The sequence below is a fragment of the Mycobacterium sp. M26 genome, from assembly GCF_001494595.1.
GTDB lineage: Bacteria > Actinomycetota > Actinomycetes > Mycobacteriales > Mycobacteriaceae > Mycobacterium.
Genome location: NZ_LN929907.1, coordinates 490514 through 505766 on the forward strand (window position 1 = coordinate 490514; position 15253 = coordinate 505766).

Below are 15253 nucleotides of genomic sequence, written 5' to 3' on the forward strand. Positions count from 1 at the left end.
GTCATTTGCCGATCAGAGCTACCGCCCGTTGCAGCGGCTCGACCGACACCTGGAAGTGCCCACCGAGCGGGTCGTCGAGTTCCATGATCAGAAACAGCGCGGTGGTCATCACGATCGCGGCAGCGCCTATCGAGAGGTAGACCGCCGGGGATCGCGGCGAGAGTAGCCCAAAGGTGAAGAACTCCAATAACATCCAGAGCACGACCACGACAAAGAAGACGGTCGGCAGCGTGGCCGGCCGCACCGAGAACAGCCACCGCTTCTGGGCGACGTTTCCCTCACCGAAGGTGGTGTCCCCGCCGAGCATGTCCAGCGCGCGACTCTGCAATTTCTGTTGGAGATCAGTTTTCGGTGCGAGTGCGGCAACCGCGGCGTAGAGCGATTCCACCCCGCCGCCCGGTCCCCGTTCCCCGGCGATTGTCTGGGCATCCGACGCGTCGTACTTCTCCGGTGACTGGATGGTGTCAATCCTGCGCTGCAGACCCTCCTTGACCTGCTGGCGGATCGGATCGGCGTCCGGACCGTAGCTGGCGAGGATGTTGTCGAGGGTCAGGGCGTCGACGGCCAGTCCGGCGACCATCGCGTTGCCGCGTTCGTAGTCGTTCATCGCCGACGCGGCGACCAGGCCGAGGACCACGGCGGTCAACGTCGAGGTGAGCCCGAGCGCAATACGCATCGAGGACCGCGACTCCTCGTCGGACGCGGCGAACGTTCGGACGCGATGCAGCCGGAACCCCAGAGCGGCGGCGAGAACGATGCCGACCAGGACCAGGATGGCGAACAGCGATGGATTCACCGCGCCCCCTTCTGTCCACGCGTTGGCCGGAGACTACCGAATAACCCTCTGGTAACGAAGCTCTTTCGGTCGCCGGAAGCGCTGCGTCGGGCGGATACCATGGGCGCACTGTGAGACTGTCCAGAAGACTTGCGGCGCTCGGTGCGGCGCTGGGACTCGCGGCATCCAGCGTGCCGTTGGCCCCGCTCGCCGCGGCCGACCAGCCCACCCAGTGGATTGTGGTCGGGGTACCCAAGGCCAGCGCCACCACCGGAACCCTCACCGCCTTCCAGCGGGTCGGTTCGGAGTGGAAGGTTGTGCTCGGGCCGACACCGGCCAAGGTCGGCGAACTCGGTGTCGGCGCCCCGGCCGACGGTGTCTACCGCACCCCGGAGGGAACGTTCGGATTCGACCAGGCTTTCGGCCGTCAACCTGATCCAGGGACCAAGATGCCGTATTTCCAAGCCACCGATGACGATTGGTGGGATGAGGACGCCAAGTCGCCGACCTACAACACCCATGTGCGTAGTGCCGCCAAACCCTCGGGGATCGCGGAGAACCTCTACGACTCCGGGCCGGTGTACGACTACGCCGTGAACATCACGTCCAACCCGCAGCGCATCCCGGGCAAGGTGGCCGGCATCTTCCTGCACGTCACCGACGGCAATCCCACCTGGGGTTGCGTGGCGATCGGCCGTGACGAGATGCGCTCGATTCTGACCTGGCTCGACCCTGCCGCGGACCCGCGCATCACCATCGGGGTGGGAGACCCGTCGCTGATCGCGGCCGGTTCCTAGCCGTGGGTCCCTCGATCGCCCGGCGCGACGCCTTCAAACTGGCGCTCGCCGGCGCGGGAACGCTGGCTGCGGGTCTGGCGCTCCCGCGCGCCGGCGCCGACGGACTCCAGCTCATCGACTTCGCCGAACGCCTGGTCTCCCCGGAACAGATCAAAGCTGCCGGGTTCGACGGCGCGCTGGTGTACGTCTCGGAGCTGCGGCCCGGCGCCACGTTCGATTTCAAGCCGGTCACTCGCGAGTTCGCCGATGGGATGCGGGCTTTGGGCCTGCAGGTTGTCAGCTGTTACCAGTTCGGCAAGCCGGGGTGGGTGAACTCGCCGTCGGACTTCACCCGGGGCTACGACGGCGGGGTGGCCGACGCACAGACCGCACTGCGACTGCATGGCGCGGCGGGCGGCCCGGACTCGGCGCCCATCTTCTTCAGTGTGGACGAGCCGATCGATGCTGGTGCGTGGAAGAACCTCGGCGTCAAGTGGTTTCAGGGCATCAACTCGGTACTCGGTGTCCAGCGCACCGGTATCTACGGTGGGCGGGATCAGTGCGGGTGGGCGATCGCCGACGGTGTGGTCGGGTTCTCCAGCAGCCCCGGCTTTCGCTGGGCGTGGCAGACCAAGGCGTGGTCGGGCGGCCAGCGAGAGCCGGCCGCGGTGCTGTTCCAGCGCGAGGTCGTCACCGCGACGGATCCCGGCGCCATGATCGACGGCGTCCACGTCGACGTCGACGACGTGCTGGCACCGGACTTCGGGCAGTGGGACCTGGCCCGCTAGCGGTATGCACGCAGCAGGCCCCTCCGCCGCGAGCGTGCGTGTCGGCGCGGTGACACGCCGATACGGCGGGCAGCCCGCGCACGGTCGCAGGATTCAATTGACAGAGTGACTCTGCTAATCGTAGCGTGACGCCATGCGTGCTGAACTGCTCACCACCTTCGCCTCGACGCTGCCGGCCGACGACGACCATCCGTACCGCACCGGCCCGTGGCGCCCGCAGCGCAACGAGTGGAGCGTCGAGGACGTCGAGGTGGTGCAGGGCGCGATCCCTGACGACCTCGAGGGCGTGTACCTGCGTAACACCGAGAACCCGTTGCACCCGCCGATCAGCCACTACCACCCGTTCGACGGTGACGGCATGATCCACAGCATCGTTTTCGGCAACGGCAAGGCGAGCTATCACAACAAGTTCGTCCGCACCGACGGCTTCCTGGCCGAGAACGAAGCGGGCAAATCGCTGTGGGCGGGATTCATCGAGTCACCGGGCGATGCCATCGCCACCACCGGCTGGGGTGCGCGCACCAGGATGAAGGATGCGTCGAGCACGGATGTCGTGGTGCACCGCGGCGAGGCGCTGACCAGTTTCTTCATGTGCGGCGACCTCTACCGCGTCGACCCGCGCACCGGCGAGACGCTGGGCAAGGAAACCTGGAACGGCCAGATCCCCGAATGGGGGGTGTCCGCACACCCCAAGGCCGACCCCGTCACCGGCGAACTGCTGTTCTTCAGCTACAGCAAGGAAGCGCCCTACCTGCGCTACGGCGCGGTGGACAAAGACGGCAACCTGATGCACCTGACCGATGTGGACCTGCCCGGGCCGCGCATGCCGCACGACATGGCCTACACCGAAAACTACGTGATCCTCAATGACTTCCCGCTGTTCTGGGATCCGGAACTGCTTCCGCACGGGCTGCATCTGCCGCGCTTCTATCGCGACATGCCGTCCCGGTTCGCCGTGGTGCCCCGCCGTGGCGACCTGTCGAAGGTCATGTGGTTCGAGACCGATCCCACCTATGTCCTGCACTTCACCAACGCCTTCGAAGACGGCGACGAGATCGTGCTTGACGGCTTCTTCCAGCACAACCCCTCGCCGTCGACCAAGGGTGCGAAGTCGTTGGAGGACGCGGCCTTCCGTTATCTCGCGCTCGACGGGTTCGAGTCCCGGCTGCATCGCTGGCGGTTCAACCTGACCACCGGCAAGGCCACCGAGGAACAGCTCAGCGACGGCTTCACCGAATTCGGCATGGTCAACCCCGATGTCGCGACCAAGGATTACCGCTACATCTACGCGGCCACCGGCGAACCCGGCTGGTTCCTGTTCGACGGACTGGTCAAGCACGACCTCAAGACCGGAACCGAGGAGCGAATCTCCTTCGGCCCCGGCGTTTTCGGCAGCGAGACCCCGATGGCACCGCGCGTCGGTTCCACCGGCGAGGACGACGGGTACCTGGTGACGTTCACCGTCGACATGAACGACGATGCCTCCTACTGCCTGGTCTTCGACGCCGCCCGGCTCAGTGACGGGCCGGTGTGCAAGCTGCGCCTGCCGGAGCGGATCTGCAGCGGTACCCACTCGACCTGGGTGCCCGCCGCCGACCTCCGCCAGTGACCGAGGCCGCACCGTTCCAGCTCGAACCGGACGGCACCAACGCGATCGGGCGGATGCTCGCCCTGCTCGGTGATGAGTGGACACTGTTGATTGTCCGCGAATCATTGCTGGGGGCAACACGATTCAGCGACTTCGCCAGGTTGCCCATCTCCAACGCGGTGCTCACGGCGCGGCTCCAGGCGCTGGTGGCCGACGGGCTGCTGGAACGCCAGGTCTACCAGCAGCAGCCGCTGCGCGCGGGCTACCTGCCGACGCCGGCCTGCCGCGGTCTCTGGCCGGTACTGGTGTCGATCTGGCATTGGGAACGCACCTGGGTCGACGACCACGTCGGCACCCTGCCAGCCATGCGGCACCGACGCTGCGGCAATGACTTCGCACCCCAGCTGCACTGTGCGGACTGCGATACCGCCGCTGACGTCGGCTCCATCACGGCCACCTGGGGGCCGAGCGGCGGCTGGCAGCGGTCGGTGCCGCGGGCGACCACACGCAGGCGGCTGCGATCCAGCGCCGCCGATCAGGCGGGCTTCTTCCCGCAGACCATGGCGATCTTCGGAAACCGCTACGCCGCAGCCATCATCGGAGCCGCGCTACTGGGCACCCGCAGATTCAGCGATTTTCAGAGCAGGCTGGACGCGCCCGCGGCGGTGATCGCCGACCGGCTCAAGGTGTTCTGCGCGATCGGTGTCCTGCAGGCCGCAGCCCATCCCGTCCGGTCGGACTGGTCGGAATACCACCTCACTCCCAAAGGGCTGGCGTTCTACCCGGTGGTCGCCACGGCAATCGACTGGGCCGAGTCGACGTACCTGTCGCCTGAGGGACCGGCACTGGTACAGGTGCACACCACCTGCGGCGCAGACTTCGTGCCCAGCCTGGTGTGCGACCAGTGCGCACAGCAGTTGACGGCAGGCAGCATTGAGATCGTGCCGCACCGCGACGCTGACGCACTCAACGCGTGAGCGGTCCCGACGCCGAGACTGGAGTTATCGTGCTGACTACTCGTACTTTCGCGCGATAACTACAGTCTCGCTGGGGGATTGGTTGAATCGGGACACGTTAGGACTGCCAGCGATCCACCAGCTCGGCCCAGCGCCGCGAGATCGTCTTCTGCAACTCGTCGCGGCGCCGCCGGGTGTTGACATCGTCAGCCTCGATGGTGCCGACGGCCAGCCGGGTCACCGCGTCGAGTTGGTCGCGTTCCAGACCGAACGCCAGTAGGGCGTCGAGATCGCGGCTGGTGTCGAGTTCGTCGGGCAGTGTGGAGCGGGCCAGCAGTACCGCAGCGTTCTCCTCACCGGCCTCCAGCAGCATCGCTACCAGGCCGGCTTTCTCGACCTTCACACCGGTCGGCGCACGGACAGCTCGAGTCCGTTGTCGCGCATGACCTTCCGGCACTCCTCGGGCGTGTAGTCGAAGTTCTCCAGGTCCTTGATGTAGGAGGCGGGTTCGGCCAGGCCTTCGACGTGCGGGTAGTCCGACCCCATCAGGATGTGCTCGACACCGATGAGCTTGAGCAGGCTGGCCAGTTCGTCCTCGTAGAACGGTGACACCCAGACGTGGCGCTTGAAGGTCTCGCGCGGATCCTCCTTGTAGATGAAGGGGATCTGGCCGTAGGACTTGGTCAGCTTCTCGAACAGGTGGAACACCCACGCCGATCCGCTTTCGATGCAGGCCATCCGCAGATTGGGGAATCGCAGGAACAGACCGTTGTGCAGGTGGTTGGCGAAGGTGTCCTGAATGGCGTCGCCGGAGAACAGGGTTCGGAAGCCGAGCAGAGCCTGGAACGACATCATGTAGTCCGGTTCACCCCAGGCCGGCATGAACTTCGAGTAGTACGTCTCACCGGAGTGGTAGCACACCGTGATGCCCGAATCGTTGGCCAGCTGCCAGAATTCGTCGAACATCGGATCGCCCGGCGGCCGCATGCCGACCTCGGTGGTGATGGGTCCCGGGATCATCACGATGAACCGCGCGTCACGCTCCAGCGCCCACTCGAGCTCACGAACGGCGTTGTCGGGCTTGCACATCGTGATGTAGGGCGCGGTGAAGATCCGCTCCTGGTAGGCCAAGCCCCAGTCGTCGTCGAGCCAACGGTTGAACGCCTTGAACGTGGCCACCGTGGCGTCGAGGTCCGGCAGCAGCGCCTGCTCCATGCCCACGCCCAGGGTGGGCAGCATGATGCAGCCCTGCATCCCCTGCTCGTCCATCGCCTTGAGCCGGGCGTCGCGGTCCCGGTACTCGGGCCGGATCGGTTCCAGTTCGCCGAACAGCGAATTCAGGTCCGCACCGCGCGGGTTGCGGCCGCGGAAGTACTCGTCGAGGGCACCGGGCTTGCCGACCGGATCGAAGGTCGGGTTCGGGATGAAGCGATTGACCCGGCCCCCGACGATCAGCCGCTGCCTGCCCTCGAGCTGCGCCCACTGGATGGCCCGCTTCTTGAATTGCGGCTCGATGTAGCGGGTGAAGGCGTCTTCGGCTTCGTAATAGTGGTTGTCACAGTCGAAGAACTGGAAGGGAACGTGAGTCGTCATCGCGAGGGCTCCTTTCGTGCGACTGACGGTCTACTTGCGGGGCAGCCCGAGAATCATCGAGGAGATGATGGTCAGCTGGATCTCGGCGGTGCCGCCGCCGATCAACTCCGAGGGCATGTCGAAGTACGGCTCGACGACCGGTGGGTCGGACCTTTCGAGCATCGCCAAGCGTCCGGTCAGGCCGAGGATCGCGGTGGAGGCCCGACGCAGCAGCAACACCATGGCGTACTTGGCGATGCTGGACGCCGGCCCGGCATTCTGGCCTTCGACCAGTCGCAACGTCTCGCGCAGCACCATGGCCTTGATCGCCGTGGTGTGGGCCTCGATCTGGCCCAGTGCACGCACCGTCGCGTCGTGGTCGGGGCCCGCGGTCGCGGCAAGGTGCCGCAGCGCAGCCGAACGGTCGATGTTGACGTAGTTGCCGATCGCCGTCCGCTCGACGGCCACCGTCCCCATCGCCAGATCCCAGCCCTCGCCGGGCTCGCCGACCAGCATGTCGTCGGGCACGAACACGTCGCTGAAGAAGCACTCGTTGAAATCTGCGTGGCCGCTGGCCTGCTGGATCGGTGAGACCTGCAGGCCAGGAGAGGCCATATCGATCAGGAAGTAGCTGATGCCACGGTGTTTGGGGGCGTCGGGATCGGTACGCGCCAGCAGGGCGCCGTACTGCGCGACATGCGCCGAGGACGTCCAGATCTTGTGGCCGTTGATCAGCCAGCCGCCGTCGACCTTCTGGGCTCGGGTGCTCAGTGCCGCCAGATCCGACCCGGCGCCGGGCTCACTGAACAGCTGGCACCAGCGCTCGGTTCCGCGCAGCATCGGCCAAGCGAACCGCTCACGCTGCTGGTCGGTGCCCCGCTCCAGGATGGTCGGCAGGATCCACTCGGCGATGTTGAGCGACGGTCGCACGATGTCGGGCCGCTTGTCGAACTCCTCGGTGAGGATCACCTGCTGCACCGGCGAGGCCGCGACACCCCAGGGCGGTGGCAGGTGCGCAGCCACCAGGCCTGCTTCGACCAGCAGATTGCGCTGCGAGCCGTAGGCCAGTCCGGGTGCCCGGCGGTCGTCGGTCGGGGTCTCGTTGCGCAGGGTGGCCGCCTCGTCGAGCACGGCGGCGACGCGGGCGCGAAACTCCGACTCCACATCTCCGAGGTGAATCGCAGTGGAGCGCTTGACCGTTCGGGCCAGCTCGCCGGCTTCACGCTCCCACTGCGTGGTGGGACCCAGTGAGGCTGCCAGGCTGGTGGCGCGTCGCCAGTACAGGTGGACGTCGTGCTCCCAGGTATAGCCGATCGCCCCGAACATCAGCAGCGCATCGAGGGTCAGATCCGGACCGGTGGCCAGGGCCATCACCGCCGCCGACGCGGCGGCCAGCCGATGCTGCTCCAGCGACTCGTCGACGGCGCGCACCGCATCCCACGCCGCAGCCGAGGCCATCTCCGAATTGACCAGCAGTACAGCGGCTTTGTGCTGCAGAGCCTGGAAGGACCCGACGGGCTTGCCGAATTGTTCACGAGTGCGGATGAACTCCACCGCCATCTCGACGCTGCGCCGCACGGTTCCGGCGGCCGCGCTGGCGGCCAGGGCCACCACGACGCACCGGGCTCGCTCGGTCGGAATATCCGGCAGTACCGCTGCCTCGGTGACGCGGTGGTCGGTCAGATGCAGAACGCCCACGTCGGTGGTCAGGTCCGTGCCGCGCTGTGCTTCGACGCTGATTCCGGTGGCTGACCCGGTGTCCAGGACGAACCACCGGTCGGCACCTTCGCCGGAGTGGGCAGCGACCAGAATGCACTGAGCGGAACAGATTCCGAGAATCGTGTCCGTGGAGCCGTTCAGACGCCAACTGTCTCCGTCGCGGATCGCGTGCACCGACGAATGTTCGGGCAGCACCACCGCGGCGGTGGCCCCGCCCGCGAGGTCGGCAAGCAGGGCGTCGGCCTCCGCGCCGGCCAGGCTCGCCACCGCACTGGCGGTCGCGGTACTCAGCAACGGTCCCGGCAGCAGCGCTGCGGCAGCGGCCTCGATGACGCAGGCCATGTCGGCCAGCGTTCCGCCCTGCCCACCGGCTTCCTCGGCGAGGTGTACCGCGTGGAAACCGTTGGCGGCGAACTCCTCCCACCATGGCGGAAGTTCACCGGCCGCGATCGAATCGAAGGCGGCGCGGGTCTTGTCGACGGGAGCGTGCCGGGCGGCGAACTGGGTGACCGCGTCGGCCAGCTGCTCCTGTTCGGTGGTGATTGCCAAAGCCATTGGGGTCAGTTCTCCAAGCCGAGGATGCGGGCAGCGTTGCCGTACAGGAACTTCGGCCAGACCTCGTCTTTGAACGGGACGTTCGGCAGGTCACGGAAGATCCGCTCCAGCGACAACCCCATCGGGAAGTAGCCGGCGTAGAGCACCTTGTCGGCTCCGCGGGAGTTCGCGTAGTCGATGATCGCCTTGGGGTAGTACTTCGGGGCGAACGCCGAGGTGGAGTAGTACAGGTTCGGCCACTTCAGCATGAGTTTGACGGCGAGGTCCTCCCACGGCTCGCAGCCGTGCCGGGTGACGAACACCAGGTCCGGGAAGTCGAACATCACGATGTCGATGCGCGAGACCTCCTGCGGTTTGAACGGAATCCGCGGTCCGGGCACACCGGCACACACGAAGATCGGGATGCCCAGTTCCACGCAGGTGGCGTAGATCGGGTACATCTTCGGATCATCGATGGGGACCTGCGGGAAGGTGCCGGACGGGAACACCGACGTGGCCCGGATTCCGTACTGCTCGTACTCCCGGCGGATCGCGGCCACCGACCCCATGACGTCGTTGGGATCTGACACTGCCCCGGACGGGACGAAACGGTCCGGGAAGAGCTTGAGTGCCTTGTCCGCCGACGGGTCACTGACGCCGACCACCGCCTTCTCGATACCGAAGTGATCCATCTGCTCGAGGAGCAGCGATACCGGGTCGTCGGTCGGCAGGTCCTTGGGCACGTCTTTGAACATGTACTCGACCGGGAATTCGAAGTTCTCCTTGGACTCGCGGTCCTTGGTCTGCCGGCGGATGAAGTCGTACTGATCGAAGCCCTCGTGGGGGAATCCGATCATCGTGTCGATTACCGGGAGACCGACAGGTCCGGCCATGCGCGCTCCGATCAGGGTTGGTCTACTGAAACATGGTTCTACCACAGCCGGCGAATAGCAAGACGTTCAGCAGGCAAAACCGGGACGACTGGACAGATTGCCGTAAGATCGGCGACACCCGCGGAGAAGATGGTTCTTGAGGAGGTCGTGCCGTCAACACGCCAGTCAGTGCCGTCCCGTCCGCCGAGGAAGCCCCGCGCGGGCGGGCCCGCGCCGTCCGCGGTCAGGCCGACGTGGTGGCCCTGACGGACATGACCAGCGACCAGTTGGTGCGGCGGGCCAAGGTCATCGAAGAGGTGATCGGGCTGATCGGGGAAGTCGGCGCCGACGCGGTGCAGATGCGCGATGTCGCCCAGCGTTCCGGGGTGGCTCTCGCGACGGTGTACCGCTACTTCAGCTCCAAGGAGAATCTGTTGGCGGCCGCTCTGGAGGACTGGCAGAAGCGGCTGACCCGCCGGGTGCAGTCCGGCGGATCCTCCGGGACCGATCCGCTACCGGGGGTGCTGGACTACCTGCAGCGCGCCCAGCGGGCGTTCGCCCGCAATCCCCAGATGACCGCGCTGATGCTGCAGATGATGACGTCGACCGACCCCGAGGTGCAGCCCACCATCGACCAGATGCAGCTCAACAACGTCGAGCTGTTCAATCGCTTGCTCGAAGGCCTTGCACCGGAGGCCATTTCGAACGTGAGCTTCGGTCTGAACACCGCGCTCAGCGGCGCGCTGGGCGGCCTGCTCGCCGGGCGGTTGACATTGGAGGACTCGTTGGCCCACGTCGAATGGGTGGCCCGGACGCTGCTGGACGAGAAGCACGCCCCACGCAGGTAACCCCCGCCCCTTTCAAGGTATAGCGCAGTGGGGGGCTTGCGGCAAGACCCCCACTCGGGCGCAAAATCGCTGTCCTATTGGGCAATTCAGCGATGGGGGAGACGCATGCGTCAATTGTGTGAGCATGAGGTGGTCGTGGTCGGCGCCGGGCCAACCGGGCTGATGCTGGCGGCCGAGCTGTCGTTGGCCGGTGTTGACGCCGCGGTCATCGAGCGCCGGGGCGGCCAGGAGGTGGTGGGCTCGCGGGCCGGTGGCCTGCATTCCCGGACCATCGAGATTCTCGATCAGCGCGGTGTTGCGGAGCGGTTCCTGGCGGCGGGGTACACCGCGCAGGTGGCCGGCTTCGGGCAGATCCGGCTGGATATCAGTGACTTCCCCACCCGGCACCCGTATGGATTGGCGTTGTGGCAGAGCCATATCGAGCGCATTTTGGCGCAGTGGGTGGATGAACTGGGCGTGCCTGTCCACCGCGGGTGCGACGTGATCGGTGTCGCTCAGGACGAGAACCGGGTCCAGGTGGTGCTGGCGGGTGGTGACGCGATCGGCGGCCGGTACGCGGTCGGGTGTGACGGCGGGCGCAGCGTGGTGCGTAGGTCGGCAGGCATCGCGTTCGACGGGTGGGATGCGACCACGAGCTATCTGATCGCCGAGGTCGAGGTGGGGCAGGAGCCGCCGTGGGGGATCCGCCATGACGCCATCGGTATCCACGGTCTGAGCAGGTTGGACGACGGGCCGGTGCGGGTCATGGTCACCGAACGGGAACTCGGCAGCGGCGTGGCCACTCTCGACGATCTCCGGGCCGGGCTGGTCAGTGTGTACGGCAGCGACTTCGGGGTGCACAGCCCCACCTCGGTGTCCCGGTTCACCGATATGGCCCGGCAGGCCACCGCCTACCGGGCGGGCCGCATCCTGCTGGCCGGCGACGCGGCGCACGTGCATCACCCCGTCGGTGGGCAAGGCCTCAACACCGGCGTGCAGGACGCGGTGAACCTGGGCTGGAAACTGGGCCAGGTGGTCCGGGGCGTGTCACCGGATCGCCTCCTGGACACCTATCACGACGAGCGTCACCCGGTGGGTGCAGCCGTCCTGCGCAACACCTTGGCGCAAAGACTGCTGCTGCGCCCGGACGACCGCAGCCAGGCCTTGCGCGAAACGATGACCGACCTGCTTGCGATGACCGAGCCCCGAACCCGGCTCGCGGCCAGGATGTCGGGCCTGGATATCCGCTATGACCTGGGTGAAGGCCATCCGCTGCTGGGACGTCGGATGCCGGACCTGGACCTGCAGACAGCGGCCGGTCCGGTCCGGATGTTCGCTCTGCTGCATACCGCGCGTTCGGTGTTGCTGAACCTGGGCCCGGCCGGGCGGTTCGCCGCTATCGCCGACGCTCATCGGCTACACATCCTCGACGCCGAATACGTTGGGGCGTGGGAACTTCCGGGTATCGGCGCGGTCCCGGCGGCTGAGGCTGTCCTGGTGCGGCCGGACGGGCACGTGGCCTGGGTGGGTGCGGAGACCGACACCGCGCTGGGTGAGAGCTTGGCCACCTGGTGCGGTGTCGGGTAACGGTCGTCGATCCCATCGCGATCAACCTCCTGACCGTAGGGAAGGGATGTCGCCGTGTTTCGCCGTTTGGGATGGGCCGTGCTGGTGGCGGTGTTCGGGCTGTCCGGCCTGGCCACCGGTACCGCAGCCGCCGCATCGTCATGTGCCGACTACCACTGGATCGGGGCCGCCGGCTCGGGGCAGCGCGACGGCGTCGCGTTGATGACCAACGCCGGCATGGGCGACGTGGTCTACCAGTCCTACCAGCAGCTGCGCAGCGAACTGCTCGCCAGCGGCCGCACCATCGATGCCGAGGCTGTGCAGTACCCGGCGGCTCCCGTCCCGCTCAAGGGCGGCCTGGGCGGCTGGCTGGACTTCCTCGGCAGTGTCGGGGACGGCACCGATGCCGTCGCCAAGCAGTTCACCGCATTCACCGAACGCTGCCCGGACACCAAGGTCGTCCTCGCCGGGTACTCGCAGGGCGCGATGGTGGTGCACCGCAATCTGTACGCCCTGGCCGACAACCCGCAACTGGCCGCTGCCCTGCTGATCGCCGACGGCGACCGGCTGCCGGTGGATACCACCGTCAATCTCGGCTCGACGGCGATCGCACCCAGCCGTGGCAAGGGTGTCGCCCAGGAGCACTCGCTGCTGGCCTCAGCCAACACGGCGATGCTGCCGCCGGCCGTCGGTGCCCGCACCGTCAGCATCTGCGACGTCGGCGACCCGGTCTGCGATTACGACGACACCGCGAAGGTGTCCGATGCCGCGATCGCCATCCACACCGGATACTCGCCTTCCGCGTGGAACGGCGCGCTGTACAACCTCGTGGCCAGTGCTGCTCCCGTCCAGATCGCTCCGTTGACCTAGCCGTTCGGGCGGATCGCGTCGGCAGCCGCTATCAGCCGATGGCCGATCGCGGTGACCCGCTGCATCGGCACTGCGCTGAATGGGTGCACGGACAGGATCAGCGGCACCCGATCCCGATGGTCGAACACCGGCACCGAGATCGAGGCAATGGGTTGCGGTCGAGGTGAATCCTCCTCGGGCGCAAGGCCGATCGTGGCGAACTCGACGAGCAGCTGTTCCATCATCGTGCGAACATGAGTCGGCACATCGTCGCGCAGCGCGCCGACCAACTGGGTCATCTGCCCCAGCGCGGGCGTGGTCCAGTCCACGTCGAATCCACGTTCGCGGGTCCGGATCAGCACCCGCTGCAGACGTTCGACGAGTTCGGGGTTCGTGGACCCGCTGCGCTCGATCCATGCGCGCTGTCCCGCCGGGCTGTCCCACGCGGCGAAGGCCACCCCGAAGGGTGGCGCGTAGGCGATGCGTTCTCCGGGGCGAGTGGTGTGTGAGCCCGCGGCGCCGGCTTCGAACGCGGTGATGATGAGCGCGTCGTCGACCCGCTCGACAACCGATGCCGCGTAGCCGAGGTCGGCGCCCACCTCGATGGCTGCCGCGTGCGCGGCGTGGGCCAGCGGGCGCACGGCGTCGGTGCGCGCTGCCACCACGGCCAGGGCGGGGCCGAGGGCGAACGTCTTGGTGAGCGGGTCGCGGGTGATCCAGCCGCGGTCGGTCAGCGTCTTGAGGATCGCGTGGGCGGTGGCCTGGGTGAGGGCCAGTTCACGAACGATGTCGGAGAACCGCAGGGTTTCGTTGCCGGGACGCGCGAGCAGTTCGACCACATCCAGCACGCGTGCCGTCGGGGCCGAGGTGGCTCCCCGCATCCTTGACTCCACCCGTCGCACTTCCTACTGTCATCTTGAACTATCGAAAGACTATCTCGATTATTCGAGAATGCAAGGGAGTGTGGCATGCGCGCGGTGGTGTTGCGGGACGGTCGGCTGGAGGTACGCGAAACCGCCGATCCCGAGCCGGGTCCGGGTGAACTCCTGCTGCGGACGCTGAGCACCGCGATCTGCGCCTCCGACGTCCATTTCATGGACCATCCCGAGGTCAGCAACGACGACCCGACCGGCCGATCGCTCTACGATCCGTCGCTCGACGTCGTCCTGGGCCACGAATTCGTCGGAGAGGTGATCGGTCACGGGCCGGGATGCGGCGACCAATATCCGATCGGGACCCGCGTCACCTCCATCCCGATCCGTCTCGTCAACGGTGGCGCCGACGGCTCGCGCATCATCGGCCAGCATCCCGAAGCCCAGGGCAGCTTCGCGGAGAAGGTCGTGGTCGCCGAAGTGATCGCCCGGGCGGTCGACGAGCAGGTGTCCGATGATGCCGCCGCACTCGTTGACGCCTTCGCTGTCGGGGAGTTCTATGTTCGCGCCGCCGGTCTGCGGCCGGGGGAGGTGCCGATTGTCATCGGAGCCGGCGCCATCGGGCTCTCCGCGGTAGCCGCACTCGCAGCGCGCGGCATCGAGCCCATCATCGTCTCCGATTACAACGCCGAGCGGCGTGATCTGGCCCGCAATGGTTTTGGTGCACACATCACAGTCGACCCCGCCGAGCAGTCGCCGTTCGACATCTGGCGTACCTTGCGCACCGAACGCAACCTCTGGGGTCCGGCGGTGGTCTTCGAGTGCGTCGGTGCCCCCGGCCTGATCCAGAAAATCGTCGAGGGTTCCGAGATGGGCACCCGAATCTATTGCGCCGGTGGGTGGTACACCGGTGACAGCCTGGACATCACGACCGCGACCCGCCAGGGGGTCACCATTCAATTCGGTGGGGGACCGATGCCGCAGGACTGGTACGGCACCCTCGACGCCATCGCCGCCGGGCGCTTGGACCCGCTGCCCAGCGTGGGTCGCGTCATCACCCTTGAGGAGGTGCCCGACGCGATCGATCTGGCCCGTCGCTCCGAAGGGCCACCGCGCATCATCGTCCACCCGAACGGAGAATCGGAATGAGCGGATATCAAGACCGGCAGGATATTTCGGATCTTCTGATCCGCTATGCCACCGGTATCGACCGGCGCGACTGGGCACTGTTCCGCACTGTGTTCACCCAGGACTGTCACTGCGATTACGGTGAGATCGGGGTGTGGGATGGTGTCGACGCGGTCACCGAATTCATGGACGTGGCGCACGCCGGTGCCGGGCATCTGCTGCACCGGATCACCAACCAGGTCATCGACGTCGACGGTGACCGGGCCACCGCACGCTCCTACGTCGACGTCTGGGTGATGGCTGCCGACAACGCATCCGGTGTCAACGCCTCCGGTTTCTACGACGACGAGATCGTCCGGACTGATGACGGCTGGCGGATCGCCCGGCGCACCTTCACCTCGGTGCGCATCAGTTTCGGCGGTCAGGGGTGA

General features: G+C 66.8%; 15 protein-coding genes. 9 read left to right on the plus strand and 6 right to left on the minus strand.

Annotated features, from left to right (window positions below):
• Position 1: 1 nt before the first annotated feature.
• On the minus strand, positions 2 to 796 hold the full coding sequence (locus tag BN3385_RS02405; protein ID WP_059014711.1) for a bestrophin-like domain: 795 nt from the start codon (positions 794 to 796) through the stop codon (positions 2 to 4).
• Between the two features lie 110 nt (positions 797 to 906).
• Here BN3385_RS02405 and BN3385_RS02410 point away from each other — a divergent pair, with 110 nt between their 5' ends.
• From BN3385_RS02410 to BN3385_RS02425, 4 genes are all read left to right on the plus strand, one after another.
• Entirely contained in the window at positions 907 to 1572 is a 666-nt protein-coding gene (locus tag BN3385_RS02410; protein WP_059014713.1) for a L,D-transpeptidase family protein, read from the plus strand.
• 2 nt (positions 1573 to 1574) lie between these two features.
• The gene (locus BN3385_RS02415; protein WP_059014715.1) at positions 1575 to 2339 is read left to right on the plus strand and encodes a DUF1906 domain-containing protein; all 765 of its coding nucleotides are present in this window, start codon (positions 1575 to 1577) and stop codon (positions 2337 to 2339) included.
• Between the two features lie 133 nt (positions 2340 to 2472).
• A complete protein-coding gene (locus BN3385_RS02420) occupies positions 2473 to 3948 on the plus strand; it encodes a carotenoid oxygenase family protein (protein ID WP_059014717.1) in 1476 nt (491 codons plus the stop codon).
• 53 nt (positions 3949 to 4001) lie between these two features.
• Positions 4002 to 4904, plus strand: coding sequence for a winged helix-turn-helix transcriptional regulator (locus BN3385_RS02425; RefSeq protein WP_082690363.1), 903 nt, complete (start codon positions 4002 to 4004; stop codon positions 4902 to 4904).
• Between the two features lie 97 nt (positions 4905 to 5001).
• On the opposite strand, the gene BN3385_RS02430 is transcribed toward BN3385_RS02425, so the two are convergent.
• The 4 genes from BN3385_RS02430 to BN3385_RS02445 are packed head-to-tail and all read right to left on the minus strand — an operon-like array spanning position 5002 to position 9601.
• The gene (locus BN3385_RS02430; protein ID WP_059014719.1) at positions 5002 to 5286 is read right to left on the minus strand and encodes a hypothetical protein; all 285 of its coding nucleotides are present in this window, start codon (positions 5284 to 5286) and stop codon (positions 5002 to 5004) included.
• On the minus strand, positions 5283 to 6476 hold the full coding sequence (locus BN3385_RS02435) for an amidohydrolase family protein (RefSeq protein ID WP_059014720.1): 1194 nt from the start codon (positions 6474 to 6476) through the stop codon (positions 5283 to 5285). Before BN3385_RS02435 ends, BN3385_RS02430 begins: the two co-directional genes overlap by 4 nt.
• A 30-nt stretch (positions 6477 to 6506) precedes the next feature.
• A complete protein-coding gene (locus BN3385_RS02440; RefSeq protein WP_059014723.1) occupies positions 6507 to 8729 on the minus strand; it encodes an acyl-CoA dehydrogenase family protein in 2223 nt (740 codons plus the stop codon).
• Positions 8730 to 8734: 5 nt separating this feature from the next.
• Positions 8735 to 9601: an amidohydrolase family protein gene (locus BN3385_RS02445; protein WP_059014725.1), complete on the minus strand. Its 867-nt coding sequence runs from the start codon at positions 9599 to 9601 to the stop codon at positions 8735 to 8737.
• Between the two features lie 251 nt (positions 9602 to 9852).
• Here BN3385_RS02445 and BN3385_RS02450 point away from each other — a divergent pair, with 251 nt between their 5' ends.
• The 3 genes from BN3385_RS02450 (at position 9853) to BN3385_RS02460 (ending at position 12843) form a co-directional block, all read left to right on the plus strand.
• Positions 9853 to 10428, plus strand: coding sequence for a TetR/AcrR family transcriptional regulator (locus BN3385_RS02450; RefSeq protein ID WP_059016294.1), 576 nt, complete (start codon positions 9853 to 9855; stop codon positions 10426 to 10428).
• Between the two features lie 105 nt (positions 10429 to 10533).
• Complete coding sequence (locus tag BN3385_RS02455; protein ID WP_059014727.1) at positions 10534 to 11994, plus strand: FAD-dependent monooxygenase; 1461 nt, start codon at positions 10534 to 10536, stop codon at positions 11992 to 11994.
• A 54-nt stretch (positions 11995 to 12048) separates the two neighbouring features.
• A complete protein-coding gene (locus tag BN3385_RS02460) occupies positions 12049 to 12843 on the plus strand; it encodes a cutinase family protein (RefSeq protein ID WP_059014730.1) in 795 nt (264 codons plus the stop codon).
• On the opposite strand, the gene BN3385_RS02465 is transcribed toward BN3385_RS02460, so the two are convergent.
• The gene (locus BN3385_RS02465; RefSeq protein WP_059016295.1) at positions 12840 to 13670 is read right to left on the minus strand and encodes a helix-turn-helix domain-containing protein; all 831 of its coding nucleotides are present in this window, start codon (positions 13668 to 13670) and stop codon (positions 12840 to 12842) included. The two genes, BN3385_RS02460 and BN3385_RS02465, sit on opposite strands and share 4 nt — an antisense overlap.
• Before the next feature lie 120 nt (positions 13671 to 13790).
• Here BN3385_RS02465 and BN3385_RS02470 point away from each other — a divergent pair, with 120 nt between their 5' ends.
• Together BN3385_RS02470 and BN3385_RS02475 are read left to right on the plus strand one after the other, a co-directional pair.
• Positions 13791 to 14843 (plus strand): zinc-binding dehydrogenase, encoded by a 1053-nt coding sequence (locus tag BN3385_RS02470; RefSeq protein WP_231748618.1) that lies wholly within the window; start codon positions 13791 to 13793, stop codon positions 14841 to 14843.
• Positions 14840 to 15253 (plus strand): nuclear transport factor 2 family protein, encoded by a 414-nt coding sequence (locus BN3385_RS02475; protein WP_059014732.1) that lies wholly within the window; start codon positions 14840 to 14842, stop codon positions 15251 to 15253. Before BN3385_RS02470 ends, BN3385_RS02475 begins: the two co-directional genes overlap by 4 nt.